The 14,240-nt window shown below is 71.5% G+C and carries 11 protein-coding genes; 4 read left to right on the top strand and 7 right to left on the bottom strand.

The features are described 5' to 3' along the window. Positions 1–86 precede the first annotated feature (86 nt). Both DEJ16_RS12105 and DEJ16_RS12110 read left to right on the top strand, forming a co-directional pair. Positions 87–1,298: a thiolase family protein gene (locus DEJ16_RS12105; protein WP_110825458.1), complete on the top strand. Its 1,212-nt coding sequence runs from the start codon at positions 87–89 to the stop codon at positions 1,296–1,298. A gap of 2 nt (positions 1,299–1,300) precedes the next feature. Then, positions 1,301–3,439, top strand: a complete 2,139-nt coding sequence (locus tag DEJ16_RS12110) for a 3-hydroxyacyl-CoA dehydrogenase NAD-binding domain-containing protein (protein WP_110825457.1) — start codon at positions 1,301–1,303, stop codon at positions 3,437–3,439. Between the two features lie 150 nt (positions 3,440–3,589). On the opposite strand, the gene dxs is transcribed toward DEJ16_RS12110, so the two are convergent. The 5 genes from dxs to dut all read right to left on the bottom strand — a co-directional run bounded on the left by dxs (position 3,590) and on the right by dut (position 10,711). After that, entirely contained in the window at positions 3,590–5,524 is a 1,935-nt protein-coding gene (dxs, locus tag DEJ16_RS12115; RefSeq protein WP_110825456.1) for a 1-deoxy-D-xylulose-5-phosphate synthase, read from the bottom strand. Between the two features lie 128 nt (positions 5,525–5,652). Then, positions 5,653–8,490 (bottom strand): aconitate hydratase, encoded by a 2,838-nt coding sequence (locus DEJ16_RS12120; RefSeq protein ID WP_110825455.1) that lies wholly within the window; start codon positions 8,488–8,490, stop codon positions 5,653–5,655. Between the two features lie 129 nt (positions 8,491–8,619). Next, positions 8,620–9,390 (bottom strand): DUF3159 domain-containing protein, encoded by a 771-nt coding sequence (locus tag DEJ16_RS12125; protein WP_110825454.1) that lies wholly within the window; start codon positions 9,388–9,390, stop codon positions 8,620–8,622. Between the two features lie 41 nt (positions 9,391–9,431). Then, on the bottom strand, positions 9,432–10,151 hold the full coding sequence (locus DEJ16_RS12130; protein WP_110825453.1) for a DUF3710 domain-containing protein: 720 nt from the start codon (positions 10,149–10,151) through the stop codon (positions 9,432–9,434). Further along, the gene (dut, locus tag DEJ16_RS12135; RefSeq protein WP_375232128.1) at positions 10,148–10,711 is read right to left on the bottom strand and encodes a dUTP diphosphatase; all 564 of its coding nucleotides are present in this window, start codon (positions 10,709–10,711) and stop codon (positions 10,148–10,150) included. Before dut ends, DEJ16_RS12130 begins: the two co-directional genes overlap by 4 nt. Before the next feature lie 77 nt (positions 10,712–10,788). On the opposite strand from dut, the gene DEJ16_RS12140 reads away from it, so the two are divergent. Next, positions 10,789–11,250: a DUF3093 domain-containing protein gene (locus DEJ16_RS12140; protein ID WP_110825451.1), complete on the top strand. Its 462-nt coding sequence runs from the start codon at positions 10,789–10,791 to the stop codon at positions 11,248–11,250. 135 nt (positions 11,251–11,385) lie between these two features. On the opposite strand, the gene DEJ16_RS12145 is transcribed toward DEJ16_RS12140, so the two are convergent. Beyond that, positions 11,386–11,685, bottom strand: a complete 300-nt coding sequence (locus tag DEJ16_RS12145; protein WP_110825450.1) for a DUF4193 domain-containing protein — start codon at positions 11,683–11,685, stop codon at positions 11,386–11,388. Between the two features lie 262 nt (positions 11,686–11,947). Between DEJ16_RS12145 and sepH the strand changes: the two genes are divergently transcribed. Beyond that, complete coding sequence (sepH, locus tag DEJ16_RS12150; protein WP_181419580.1) at positions 11,948–12,967, top strand: septation protein SepH; 1,020 nt, start codon at positions 11,948–11,950, stop codon at positions 12,965–12,967. Between the two features lie 96 nt (positions 12,968–13,063). Here sepH and DEJ16_RS12155 read toward each other — a convergent pair whose 3' ends face one another. Then, entirely contained in the window at positions 13,064–14,218 is a 1,155-nt protein-coding gene (locus DEJ16_RS12155) for an alkaline phosphatase family protein (RefSeq protein ID WP_258365957.1), read from the bottom strand. Positions 14,219–14,240 lie beyond the last annotated feature (22 nt).

Raw genomic sequence — 14,240 nt, forward strand, 5'->3', positions numbered from 1 at the left:
TAGCGTCGGAGCGTCGCCGGGCGAGGCCCGGCCAGGTCGGGGCGACAGGACCCCCGGCCCGATCGTTGTGGATCTGGAGGCTCGCATTGCCGAAGACATCAGACGTCGTGTTCGTGGACGGTGTCCGCACACCGTTCGGCCGCGCCGGTGAGAAGGGCGTCTTCTGGCGCACCCGTGCCGACGACCTGGCGGTGCACGCGATGCGCGGCCTGCTCGACCGGAACAGCTCGCTGGACGGTGCCGCCGTGGACGACGTCGCGGTCGCCGCGACGACCCAGCAGGGCGACCAGGGTCTGACCCTCGGGCGCACCGTCGGCATGCTGGCCGGTCTGCCGAAGTCCGTCCCCGGCTACGCCATCGACCGGATGTGCGCCGGCGCGATGACGAGCGTCACGACCCTGGCCGGCGCGATCGCGTTCGGCGCCGCCGACGTCGCCATCGCGGGCGGCGTCGAGCACATGGGCCGCCACCCGATGGGCTTCAACGCCGACCCCAACCCCCGCTTCGTCGCGGAGCGCATGGTCGCCCCGGACGCGCTCGTGATGGGCAACACCGCCGAGCGCCTGCACGACCGCTTCCCCGCGATCACGAAGGACCGCACCGACGCCTTCGCCGTGCAGTCCCAGCAGCGCTACGCCGCCGCCTGGGGCGCCGGCAAGCTGCAGCCCGACGTCGTCCCCGTCGAGGTGAACACCGGCCAGGGCTGGGACATCGTCTCGAAGGACGAGCCGCCCCGTCCGGGCACCACCCTGGAGGCCCTGGCTGCGTTGAAGACGCCGTTCCGCCCGCATGGACGGGTCACCGCCGGCAACGCCGCGGGCCTGAACGACGGCGCGACGATGAGCCTGCTCGCGTCCGAGGACGGCGCGAAGCAGCACGGCCTGCCGACCAAGATGCGCATGGTGTCCTTCGCCTTCGCCGGCGTCGAGCCCGAGGTCATGGGCGTCGGTCCAGTGCCCGCGACCGACAAGGCGCTGCGGAAGGCCGGGCTGTCGATCGACGACATCGGTCTGTTCGAGATCAACGAGGCGTTCGCCGTGCAGGTGCTCGCGTTCCTCGACAACTACGGCATCCCACAGGACTCCCCGAACGTGAACGCCTGGGGCGGCGCCATCGCCGTCGGGCACCCCCTCGCGTCGAGTGGCGTCCGCCTGATGACCCAGCTCGCAGCGCAGTTCGCCGAGCGCCCGGACGTCAAGTACGGCATCACGACGATGTGCATCGGGCTCGGCCAGGGCGGCACGGTCATCTGGGAGAACCCGAACTTCAGCAAGAGCGCGGCACGGAAGGCGGCCTGACCATGACCATCGCACCGACCGACCAGTTGACGGCCCTGAGCGAGGACGAGGTCGTCACCCACTCGTACGTCAAGCACGTCGCGCTGCCCTCCGGCGGCACCCTCGCGCTCATCACGCTCGACAACGGCAAGGACTACAAGCGACCCTCGACGCTCGGGCCGCGCACGATGCGTGAGCTGTCCGACGTGCTCGACGGGCTCCGCGCTTCGGCGGCGGCGGGCGACATCCAGGCCGTCGCCGTCACCGGCAAGGAGTACTGCTTCGCCGCGGGCGCCGACCTCTCGCAGGCTGCCGCACTGCCCTCGCGCGAGGTCGCGCACGAGCTCGGCGTCCTCGGGCACGCCACCCTCCGCAAGTTCAGCGAGCTCGGGGTCCCGTCGTTCGCGTTCGTCAACGGCATCGCGCTCGGCGGCGGGCTCGAGGTCGCGCTGCACTGCACGTACCGCGTGTTCTCGTCCGCCGCGCAGGGCATCGGGCTGCCCGAGGTGTTCCTCGGCATCATCCCCGGCTGGGGCGGCGCGACGCTGCTCCCCCGGCTCATCGGTCCCGAGAAGGCCCTCCGGGTCATCGTGGAGAACCCGCTGAAGAACAACCGCCTGATGGACGGCAAGGCCGCGGTCGAGCTCGGCATCGGCGACGCGCTCATCCCGTCGGTGACGTTCCTGCCGTCCGCGGTCGCCTGGGCCGACGGCGTCGTGGCGGGCCGGACCAAGGTCACGCGGAAGAACGAACCCGGGATGCTCGAGAAGGCAGCCTGGGGCACGGTCGTCAAGGTCGCACGCAGCCAGGTCGCGTCGAAGATCGGCACGGTCCCGAAGTCCCCGTTCCGTGCGCTCGACCTCGTCGCAGCGGCGAAGTCGGGATCGCTCGACGAGCGGTTCGCGGGCGAGGACGACGCCCTCGCCGACCTCCTGGCCGGCGACCAGTTCGCCGCGTCGATGTACGCGTTCGACCTCGTGCAGAAGCGGGCCAAGCGTCCCGTCGGTGCCCCCGAGGGCGTCGACGCGAAGAAGACCACGAAGGTCGGCGTCCTCGGTGCCGGGCTCATGGCGTCGCAGTTCGCCCTGCTCTTCGCCCGCCGTCTCGGTGTGCCCGTCGTCATCACCGACGTGTCGCAGGAGCGGGTCGACGCGGGCGTGGCGCGGATCGCCGGTGAGGTCGCGAAGCTCCTCGAGAAGGGCCGCATCTCCCCCGACGACGCGAACCGCATCACCGGGCTCGTCTCCGGGTCGGTGTCCTACGACGCGTTCGCCGACGCCGATTGGGTCATCGAGGCGGTCTTCGAGGAGATGAGCGTCAAGCAGGAGGTGTTCCGCAAGATCGAGCAGGTCATCGCGCCGGACGCGATCCTCGCGACGAACACGTCGTCGCTGTCCGTCGACGAGATGGCCTCGGTCCTGACGAACCCCGAGCGTCTGGTCGGCTTCCACTTCTTCAACCCGGTCGCGGTGATGCCGCTGCTCGAGGTGGTGCGGGCGGCGAAGACCTCCGACGAGGCACTCGCCACCGCGCTCGCGGTCGCGAAGGCCCTGAAGAAGACGGCGATCGTCACCGCCGACCAGCCGGGCTTCGTCGTCAACCGGGTGCTCGCCCGGGTGCTCGGCGAGGCCATGCGCGGCGTCGAGGAGGGCACCTCCTTCGAGACCGTCGCCGAGGGGGCCGCTCCCCTGGGCCTGCCGATGTCGCCGTTCGAGCTGCTCGAGCTCGTCGGCCTGCCCGTGGGCGCGCACGTGCTCGACTCGCACCACGCTGCGTGGCCGGAGCGCTTCTACCCGGGCGACGGACTGAAGCGGATCGCCGAGCACGGCACGATCCTGACCCGCGACAAGAAGGGCAACGCGACCGGGTACGACCCCGCCGCCGTGAAGCTCGTCGCGCCGTCGAAGAAGGACGCGAAGCCGGTCGACGCTGCCGAGATGCAGCGCCGGTTCGAGGACGCCCTGGCCGACGAGGTGCACCGCATGCTCGAGGACCACGTGGTCGAGCACGTCGAGGAGATCGACCTCGGGCTCATCCTCGGCGCGGGCTACCCGTTCCAGGCCGGCGGCATCAGCCCGTACCTCGACCGCAGCGGAGCCTCGGAGCGCGTCTTCGGCGGCACGTTCCACGAGCCGCGGATCGTCGGCCCCGCGAGCCGCTAGCCCGGCGCCAGCCGGACCCGCACAACAGGAACCGCCTCGAACCACGGACGTCCGTGGTTCGAGGCGGTTCCTGTTGTGCGCGGCCGAAGTGCGCCACGGCTGCGGCTGCGGGCGCGGGTCGGCGGGGTCCGCCCGGGCAGCGCCCGGCGTTCAGCGCTCGGCGGACTCCCGCGAGCGGGCCGGCTTCGCCTGGGGCACCTTCGTGCCGACGACCTGGTCGATGACGTCGCGGGCGATGGCCTGCGCCGTCAGCCCGGCGTCAGCGAGGATCTGGGTCCGGCTGGCGTGGTCGATGAACTCGTCCGGGAGTCCGAGCTCGTTCACACCGGTGTCGACCCCGGCAGCGCGGAGGTCCTGCCGCAGCCGGGTGCCCACACCGCCGACCCGGACGCCGTCCTCGATGGTGATGACGAGTCGGTGGTCGCGGGACAGGTCGATGAGCGACACCGGGATCGGGACGACCCAACGCGGGTCGACGACGGTCACGCCGATGCCCTGCGCCTCGAGGAGCGCCGCCGCCTCGATCGCGGTCGGCACCATCGACCCGACGGCCACGACGAGGACGTCCGGTTCCTGGTCGTCGGCGGGCCTCCGGAGCACGTCCACCCCGTCCGCCAGCCGTTCGACCGCGGGGATGTCCGGTCCGACCTGGCCCTTCGACCACCGGAGCACGGTCGGGGCGTCGTCGACGGCCACGGCCTCCCGGAACTCCTCGCGGAGGGTCGCAGCGTCGCGCGGGGCGGCGATCCGGATGCCGGGCACGACCTGCAGGAGCGCGAGGTCCCACATGCCGTGGTGCGACGGACCGTCGGGGCCGGTGATGCCCGCGCGGTCGAGCACGAACGTGACGCCGGCCCGGTGCAGGGCGACGTCCATGAGCACCTGGTCGAACGCGCGGTTGAGGAACGTCGCGTAGAGGGCGACGACGGGGTGCAGACCGCCGTAGGCGAGCCCTGCAGCGGTCGTCACGGCGTGCTGCTCGGCGATGCCGACGTCGTAGACACGGTCGGGGTGCGCCTGCTCGAAGAGGTGCAGGCCGGTCGGCCGGAGCATCGCGGCCGTGATCGCGACGATGCGGGGGTCCTCGTGCCCGACCTCGGCGAGGGTGGTCGCGAAGACCGAGGTCCACGACGGACCCGACGACACGTCGAGCGACTCCCCGGTCTCGGGGTCGATGTGCCCGACGGCGTGGAACTGGTCCGCCTGGTCGCGGAGCGCCGGCGCGAAGCCGTGGCCCTTCTCCGTGATGGCGTGCACGATGACCGGGGACCCGTAGCCCTTCGCCTGCCGGAGCGCCGCCTCCATCGCCTGCTGGTCGTGCCCGTCGACGGGGCCGACGTACTTGATGTCGAGGTTCGAGTACAACGCCTCGTTGTTCGTGAACCGGGACAGGAACCCGTGCAGGCCACCCCGGAGTCCCCGGTACACCGCTCGGCCGGGCGCCCCGAAGAGGTCGGCCGCCGCACGGCTCTTCTCGTACAGCGTGCGGTACTCACGACGGGTCCGCACCGAGCTGAGGAAGCGGGCCATGCCGCCGATCGTCGGCGCGTAGGACCGGCCGTTGTCGTTGACGACGATGACCAGTCGACGGTCGTTCTGGTCGGAGATGTTGTTGAGCGCCTCCCAGGTCATCCCGCCGGTGAGGGCACCGTCGCCGACGACGGCGACGACCGTGCGGTCGCTCTGCCCCGTCTGCTGGAACGCGCGGGAGATCCCGTCCGCCCAGGACAGCGACGACGACGCATGCGAGGACTCCACGATGTCGTGCTCCGACTCGCTCCGCTGCGGGTACCCGGCGATCCCGCCACGCTCGCGGAGGTGCGAGAAGTCCTGCCGTCCGGTGACGAGCTTGTGCACGTAGGACTGGTGCCCGGTGTCGAACACGATCGGGTCGTGCGGCGAGTCGAACACGCGGTGCATCGCGAGCGTGAGCTCGACGACGCCGAGGTTCGGCCCGAGGTGCCCGCCGGTCTTCGCGACCTCGGCGACCAGGAAGCTGCGGATCTCCGCTGCGAGGCCGGTCATCTGCGCGTCGGAGAGACGCTTCAGGTCGCGCGGCGACGTGATGCTGGCGAGCAGGCTCACGGGCGATCCTTTCGTGCGGTGTCGGCCCACTCTATGCGCGTGACCCGACAGCAGACGGGCGGCCCGCCACCAGCTGGTGACGGGCCTCCCGGAGGTGTCGTGCTCGCGTCGACGACCGCGTCGGGATGTCAGACGAGCGACCGGAGGACGTACTGCAGGATGCCGCCGTTGCGGTAGTAGTCGGCCTCGCCCGGGGTGTCGATGCGGACGACCGCGTCGAACTCGACCGTCTGCTTGCCGGCGGGCGAGTGCTCGCTCGGCTCGGCGGTGACGTGCACCGTCTTCGGCGTGGTGCCCTCGTTCAGCGCGGTGAGCCCCGAGATCGAGATGACCTCGGTGCCGTCGAGCCCGAGGGACTCGATCGACTCACCAGCGGGGAACTGCAGCGGGACGACGCCCATGCCGATGAGGTTCGAGCGGTGGATGCGCTCGAAGCTCTCGGTGATGACCGCCTTGACGCCGAGGAGGCTCGTCCCCTTCGCCGCCCAGTCGCGGGACGACCCGGAGCCGTACTCCTTGCCACCGAGGACGACGAGCGGGATGCCCTGCGCCTGGTAGTGCTCGGACGCGTCGTAGATGAACGACTGCGCGCCGTCGGGCGTGGTGAAGTCGCGGGTGTAGCCGCCCTCCACGCCGTCGAGGAGCTGGTTGCGGAGGCGGATGTTCGCGAAGGTGCCGCGGATCATCACCTCGTGGTTGCCGCGACGCGAGCCGTAGGAGTTGAAGTCCTTGCGGTCGACGTCGTGCTCGGCGAGGTACCGCCCCGCCGGGCTGTCGGCCTTGATGGAGCCGGCCGGCGAGATGTGGTCGGTCGTGACGGAGTCGCCGAGCTTCGCGAGCACGCGGGCGCCCGAGATGTCGGAGACCGGGTCCGGCTGCATCGTCATGCCGTCGAAGTACGGGGGCTTCCGCACGTAGGTCGACTCGCTGTCCCACTCGAAGGTGTCGCCCGTCGGGGTCGGCAGGTTCTTCCACCGGTCGTCGCCCTCGAACACGGAGCCGTACTCGTGCGTGAACATGTCGGTGTCGATCGACGCGTCGATGACCTGCTGGACCTCGGCCGTGTCGGGCCAGATGTCCTTGAGGAAGACGTCGTTGCCCTCGGTGTCGGTACCGAGCGCGTCGGTGTCGAAGTCGAAGTGCATCGACCCGGCGAGGGCGTACGCGATGACCAGCGGCGGGGAAGCCAGGTAGTTCATCTTCACGTCGGGGTTGATGCGCCCCTCGAAGTTGCGGTTGCCGGAGAGCACGGCGGTGACGGCCAGGTCGTTGTCCTGCACGGCCTGCGAGATCTCCTCGGGAAGCGGGCCCGAGTTGCCGATGCAGGTGGTGCAGCCGTAGCCGACCGTGTAGAAGCCGAGGTCCTCGAGGTAGGTCGTGAGGCCGGCCTTCTCGTAGTAGTCGGTGACGACCTTGGAGCCGGGCGCGAGGGTCGTCTTGACCCACGGCTTGGCCTTGAGGCCCTTCCGAGATGCGTTGCGCGCGAGGATGCCCGCGGCCATCATCACCGACGGGTTCGACGTGTTCGTGCAGGACGTGATCGCGGCGATGGCGACGGCGCCGTGGTCGATCGTGAACGGGTCGCCATCGGCGATCGCGACGGACGTCGGCTTCGAGACCGAGCCGGGAGCGCTGGAGGCGTGCACCGGCACCTCGGACGCCGGGGCGTCCTGCAGGTCGTCGACGGCGTGCTCGTCACCCGGGGCCGCGGCGACCGGGTCGGACGCCGGGAACGTGTCCGCGACGGCCTTGTCCTCTTCGGTGTGGTCGATGCTCGCGTAGTTGGCGAGGTCGACCTCGAACTGGTCCTTCGCCTCGGTGAGGACGATCCGGTCCTGCGGGCGCTTCGGCCCGGAGATCGACGGGACGACCGTGGAGAGGTCCAGCTCCATGTACTCGGAGTAGACGGGCTCGACCGAGGGGTCGTGCCAGAGGCCCTGCGTCTTCGAGTACGCCTCGACGAGGGCGATCTGCGCCTCGTCACGACCGGTCAGGCGCAGGTAGTCGAGCGTGACGTCGTCGACCGGGAAGATCGCCGCCGTGGAACCGAACTCGGGGCTCATGTTGCCGATGGTCGCGCGGTTCGCGAGCGGGACCGCACCGACGCCCTCGCCGTAGAACTCGACGAACTTGCCGACCACGCCGTGCTTCCGGAGCTGCTCGGTGATCGTGAGCACCACGTCCGTCGCGGTCACACCGGCGGGGATCTCGCCGGACAGCTTGAAGCCGACGACCTTCGGGATGAGCATCGACACGGGCTGGCCGAGCATCGCCGCCTCGGCCTCGATGCCGCCGACGCCCCAGCCGAGCACGCCGAGGCCGTTGACCATCGTGGTGTGCGAGTCGGTGCCGACGAGGGTGTCCGGGTAGGCGTAGGTCTCGCCGTCGAAGTCGCGCGTGTAGGTGACCTTCGCCAGGTACTCGATGTTCACCTGGTGGACGATGCCGGTGCCCGGCGGGACGACCTTGAAGTCCTCGAACGCCGTCTGACCCCAGCGGAGGAACTGGTAGCGCTCCCCGTTGCGCTCGTACTCCAGGTCGGTGTTGCGCTGGAGGGCGTCGGTGCTGCCGAACAGGTCCGCGATGACGGAGTGGTCGATGACCATCTCGGCCGGCGAGAGCGGGTTGATCTTGTTCGGGTCGCCGCCGATCTCGGCCATCGCCTCGCGCATGGTGGCGAGGTCGACGATGCACGGGACGCCGGTGAAGTCCTGCATGACCACGCGGGCCGGGGAGAACTGGATCTCGGTGTCCGGTTCGGCCTCGGGGCGCCAGGAGCCCAGCGCGCGGATCTGGCCCTCGGTGACGTTCGCGCCGTCCTCGGTGCGGAGCAGGTTCTCGAGCAGCACCTTCAGGCTGTAGGGCAGCTTCTCGTGCCCGGGCACCCGGTCGATCCGGTGGATCGCGTAGTCGACACCCCCAACCGAGAGCGTGTCCTTCGATCCGAAGCTGTTGACTGCAGCCACTGTGCCGCCTCCTGAGTTGATCGGTGTGCCCTCATCCTCGCGGGCCGCGGGACGTCCCACCAGCAAGGTGAACCTAAACCCGAGGACGCCGTCGTGCCCGGGCGGAAGTGTCTTGACGTCGAGACAACTCTACACCGCGGCCGGTTCGTCCCGGACGAAGACGGTCCGGACGAGCAGCCACGTCACCCAGAGCAGCGCGGCGTACAAGGGCACGCCGGCGATGAGCTTGATGCCCGCGAGCAACTCGACCTGCGCGGTCAGCCAGAGCGGGATCTCGAAGGCGAGGCGGAAGGCGAACAGTCCGGCCCACATCCACGTCGCGACCGTGAGCACCCGACGCTTCGCCGGGTCGTCCCGCCAGTCGTGCCCGTCCTCGTCGCCCGGGACGAGGAGACCGACGACCAGGCCGATGAGCGGTCGCCGGATCGCCAGGGTCACGAGGATCACCGCGAGGAACACCGCGTTGATGACGATGCCCGGGATGAAGTTGCTCTCCGCCCGGCCGGTCAGCAGCGCGAGGCCCGCCGAGATCGCGACACCGAAGATGCCCGCGAAGGACATCATGATCGACTGCCGCTGCACCAGACGGAGCACCACGAAGACGAGCCCGATCGCGACCGGGACGACGACGCTCGGCACGACCTCCTTCGTCACCGCGTAGACGATGAGGAACGCGAAGCCGGGCAGCACCGACTCGGCGAGCCCGCGCACCCCGCCGACCGCGGTCAGCAGGGCCCTGCCCGACGGCGCCTCTCCCGGGGCGACCTGCCCGATGCCGGCGCTCCGTACGGCGTCCCGGAGCTGGGCCTGGAGCGAGAGCGGCTCCGCCCGCTCCTCGGCGTACGGGTCGCGCTCGGGCGCGACCCCGTCCGGACGTGGGCGGTCGTCGTGGTCCGTCACCGGGCCTCCAGGCTGGGTCGAGCGTTCGGCCGGCGGCCGGGTCAGATGGTCGACTGCGTCGACTTCGGCATGTGCAGCGGGATGAGGTCGCGCGGCGGCATCGGCGTCGTGCCCCGCACGACGACGACGCTGCGGAACAGCTCCTCGATGTCCGCGGAGTCCTCGGGTCGGTCGGCTGCCTTGCCGGCGATCACCCCGCGGAGGAACCAGCGCGGGCCGTCGACGCCGACGAACCGGGCCGCGCGGACGCCGTCCGTGACGCCGGCGCCGCCGACGACGGGGACCTGTGCGCGGAGCTCGGGGCCGAAGGGGCCGTCGACCTCGGTCACGACACCGCCCTGCTGCTCGATCTGCTCGGCGATCTGCGCGCGGATCTCGTGCCAGAGACCGGTGGTCCGCGGGGCGGCGAACGGCTGCACCTGCAGGGTGGACTCGTCGAAGTCGAGCCCGACCGCGACGACGCGCTTCGAGTCCTCCTCCACCTCGAGCCGGAGGTGCAGGCCCTCGCGCGGCAGGATCTTCACGCCGCCGAGGTCCACGTAGGGTCGCACGAGGTTCGCCTCGGTCTCGTCGAGCGGGCCGTTCTCGCTGCGGTCGGCGGGGGCGGACTTGTCGGTCGACTCGGTGGCGAGCACCTCGTCCAGCCCGGCGTCGGCATCGTCGGCGAGTTCGATCTCGGGCGTCGGCCCGGCCACCTCGACGTCGTCCACCACGGCCTCGGCGACCTCGACCTCGTCGCGCTTGCGTCGTCCGATCCTCATGACCGCGTCCCTTCTCGACCCTGTTCGTGCATGTCGACGGGCGTCGCCGCGCCGTCGTGTCCGTCGGTGCCCGCGTCCCGTCGGGCGTCCCCCACGCCGTAGACGCCCGGGTGCCCGCCCTGGTCGTCACGGTAGCCCGACGAGCCGAAGCCGTCCTGGCCGCGGACGCTCTCCGGCAGGTCGGCGACCCGTGTGAACGTCACCCGCGGGACGGGGAGGACCACGAGCTGCGCGATCCGGTCTCCGACCTGGACGGCGTAGGGCTCGGTGGCGTCCGTGTTGAGCAGCGCCACCTTGACCTCGCCGCGGTAGCCGGAGTCGATCGTGCCGGGGGCGTTGACGATCGTGATGCCGTGCTTCGCCGCGAGCCCGCTCCGGGGCACCACGAACCCGACGTGCCCCTCGGGGAGGGCGATCGCCACACCGGTCCCCACCAGGCGCCGCTGTCCGGGCGCGAGGACGAACGCCTCGGCCGAGACGAGGTCGGCCCCGGCGTCACCGGGTTTCGCGAAGACGGGAGCGGCATCCCCGGTCCAGAGCACGTCGACTGCATCGGTCACGAGTCGAGGGTAGTGCAGACCGTGACCGATCCGTGACCTGGCTCGGAGCACGCAGCGATGCATGGTCGAATGGAGGGGTGACCGTGTACCGCGAACGACTGTGGGCGCCGCCCGCCCTGTACCTGGCGACGGCGCTCGTCGTCCCCGCGAGCCTCCTCGTGTTCCTCCCCATCAGCGTGACGGCCGGTGTCGTCGTCGCGATCGGGATGGAACTCGCCGTGCTCGTGCTGCTGTGGGTCCTGGCCCCCGTCATCGAGGTGACCGAGACCGAGTTCCGTGCGGGCCGGGCACACCTGCCCCGCACCGCGGTGGGTGCCGTCGAGGGCTTCACGGGCGCAGCCGCCACGAGCCAGCGCGGCCCGCAGCTCGACGCGCGGGCGTGGACGCTCTTCCGCGGCTACGTGCACGGCGTGGTGAAGGTCGAGGTCCGCGACGACGCCGACCCCACGCCCTACTGGCTCGTGAGCGTGCGGCACCCGGATGCCGTCACCCGCGCACTCACCGGCTCCGCCGCCACCCCCGGCAGCGACCGGCGCTGACGCCTCGCCGGGGCGGCGCCAGCAGCCCGACGCAGGACCTGCCGACGCGCAGGACCTCCTGACATGCAGGACGGCCCGCATCCGACTGGATGCGGGCCGTCCTGCACTCGGCAGCGTGCGCCGGCGCTCGTCGCCCTACAGAGCGGCGCACTCCATGCACACGGGGCCGAGCTTCGTCTCGTGGTCGAGCTGCGAGCGGTGCTTCACGAGGAAGCACTCCACACACGTGAACTCGTCGACCTGCGGGGGGAGGACCACGACGTCGAGGTCGACGTCGCTGAGGTCCTGCCCGGCGAGTTCGAAACTGCCGGGGTTGTCGGAATCGTCGTCGACGACCCCCGACATCTTGTCGGGAACGCGCTCCTTGAGGGCCTCGATCGACTCCGAGTCAGAGTTGTCGTCGGTCTTCCGAGGGGCGTCGTAATCGGTGGCCATGCCCATCCATTTCTCGTATCGAGAGGGTCGTCGCCGGAATCGGCGGCGACAGTTTGCACCACGGCCCGTCCGAGTGCAAACCGGAGCGAGGGGCGGTGCGTTCTGGCCGTGCAACCCGGCGCACGTCTGCGCCATTCCCGGAGTCGATGACCTGCGCGCGGCACGCCGTGCGCCTCCCCGGAAACTGCCCGGACGGCCTGCATACTCCTCGGGTACGACGCACGACCGTACGCAGGCAGCGGAAGGCGGAACCATGCAAGACGTGAGAGTCATCGGAGTCGAATCCGGGTCGCTCCTCCTCGCGACCGACGGCGGGACCGAGTTCCGGCTGCCGGTCACGGCGTCCCTCGCGGGTCAGGTCCGGCAGGCGAACCCCGAGTCCGGTCCGCAGAAGCGCGTGTCCCCGAAGGACGTGCAGGCGCGCATCCGCAGTGGCGCCGACGCCGCGGACGTGGCCGCCGCGCTCGGGGTCGAGGTCGACTACGTCCGGCGCTTCGAGGGCCCCGTCCTCGCCGAGCGCGCGTTCATCCTCGACGCCGCCCGACGTGTCGGCGTCACCCCGGTCGACGACGCATCGCCGGACACCTTCGGCCCGGCCATCACCGCCCGGCTGGAAGCAGGCGACGCCACGGACATCGCGTGGTCCAGCTGGAAGCACGTGGAGAACGGCTGGCAGGTCCAGGTCCGGTACACCGCGGCCGAGGTCGAGCACGACGCGCAGTGGCGCTTCGACCCGAAGACCGCGACGCTCGTGCCGGACAACGGGGACGCCCACCGGCTGTCCCACACCGAGGACGAGGGCATCGCTCCCCGACTCCGCGCCGTCGAGTACGAGCGCCAGGACGAGGACGGCACCCGCTTCGACTCCGGGGCCTTCCACGTCGAGGAGCCAGCCGCCGCGGACGAGACCACGGCCGCGGAACCCGCCGAGCGCGCTCCGCTCCGCCCGCCGCTCCCCCGGATCGGTACCGCCTACGTCGAGGAACGCGCGCCCGGCAACGAGACCGCCGACCTGCTCGAGGCGCTCCGCCGTCGCCGCGGTGAGCGCGAAGCCGCCTCGTTCCCCGAGCAGCAGGACGCACCGCGCGGTCCGGCCGTCGGCGTGGTCGACATCCCCCTGCACGGCGCGGACGACTCCGACACCGCCCCGCAGCCCGAGGCCCGTCCCGCCGCCACGAGCGACGGCGACGCGCGCCAGGACCGGCGCAAGCGCAACCGCCGCGCGATGCCGAGCTGGGACGAGATCGTCTTCGGCACCCGTCCGGACGACGACACCGTCTGACCCCGGCCCGCCGTCCGACGGGAGGCCCGTCCCACCTCGGTGGGGCGGGCCTCCCGTCGTCCCGTGCCCGTGCCCGTGCCCGGGTCCGCTCGGGTGCTACCGCTGGGCGAACGCCCCGGCGAGCCGGAGCGGTACGAGCAACTCGTCGTCGCTCATGGCGCCGTGCTGGCCGACCATCCGCCCCGGTTCGGTCCCGGCGCGGACGTCGCGGTCGTCGTTGAAGGCCCACGAGCCACGGGCGACGAGCAGGACGTCGCCGATGCGCGGGAGCACCTCGGACGCGACCACACCGAACCACCCGGCTGCCACCGCCTCGTCCCGGCTCGCCACGATCGCGCGCTTGCCGAGGGAGGCCCGGAAGGCCTCGACCAGGTCCGGCACGTCCGTCCCGGGGGCGACCGTCAGCTGTCGGCAGCGCGGGTCCCCGGCGACGCCGACGACGTCCGTCAGCAGGTCCGGGTCGAGCGACACGTTCGCCTCCGGCGGCACGTCGAGCACGCCGTGGTCCGCCGTCACCAGGACACCCACGTCGGGTCCGACGCGAGCCGCCAGCCGGGAGACCTCGGCGTCGACCAGCTCGAGCGCCGCCGTCCACCGGTCGGACTGCCAGCCGTGCTTGTGGCCGATCGAGTCGAGTTCGGGCACGTAGAGGTAGACGAGCTGCCGACCGGAGGCGGTGGCCTCGATCGCCGCGTCGACCCGGGCGGGGACGGTGTCCGCCGACACGAAGCGCGCGCCGCCGAGCACGTTGGCGGTCATCCCGGAGGACCGGTAGCGCCCCGGGGCGACCACGACGGGCTCGACGCCGAGTCCGTCCGCCACGGTGAACAGCGTCTCGGAACGGAGCCACCCGGCGGGGACCTCGTCGTCCCACCCGCTGAGCAGGTTCATCACGCGCTGCCGGTCGGGGTCCCAGCCGCTGTAGCCGACGACGCCGTGGGTCCCGGGCGGGCGGCCCGTGGTCAGGGTCGTCAGGGCCGCGGCGGTCGTCGTCGGGAACCCGCTCCGCAGACGCTTCTTCGTGGCCGTCAGGAAGCGTGCGTGGCCGGCCCGTGCGGCGAGGGCGTTCGCGCCGAGGCCGTCGACGAGCACGACGACCGCGGAACGGGCGGGGCGGAGGGGGATCCGGGCCTCCAGGCCGCGCGCCCGGAGCCAGTCGTCGTCGGCCGCGCCGAGTGCGACCAGGCAACTCGGCAGCACGTCGGCGAGGTTCGCGGTGTCGTCGGGGGCCGTCGGTACGCTGGATGCCACCCCACCACTCTCCCAGAAAGGT

Origin of the sequence: Curtobacterium sp. MCJR17_055 (assembly GCF_003224335.1) — a bacterium.
Lineage (GTDB): Bacteria > Actinomycetota > Actinomycetes > Actinomycetales > Microbacteriaceae > Curtobacterium.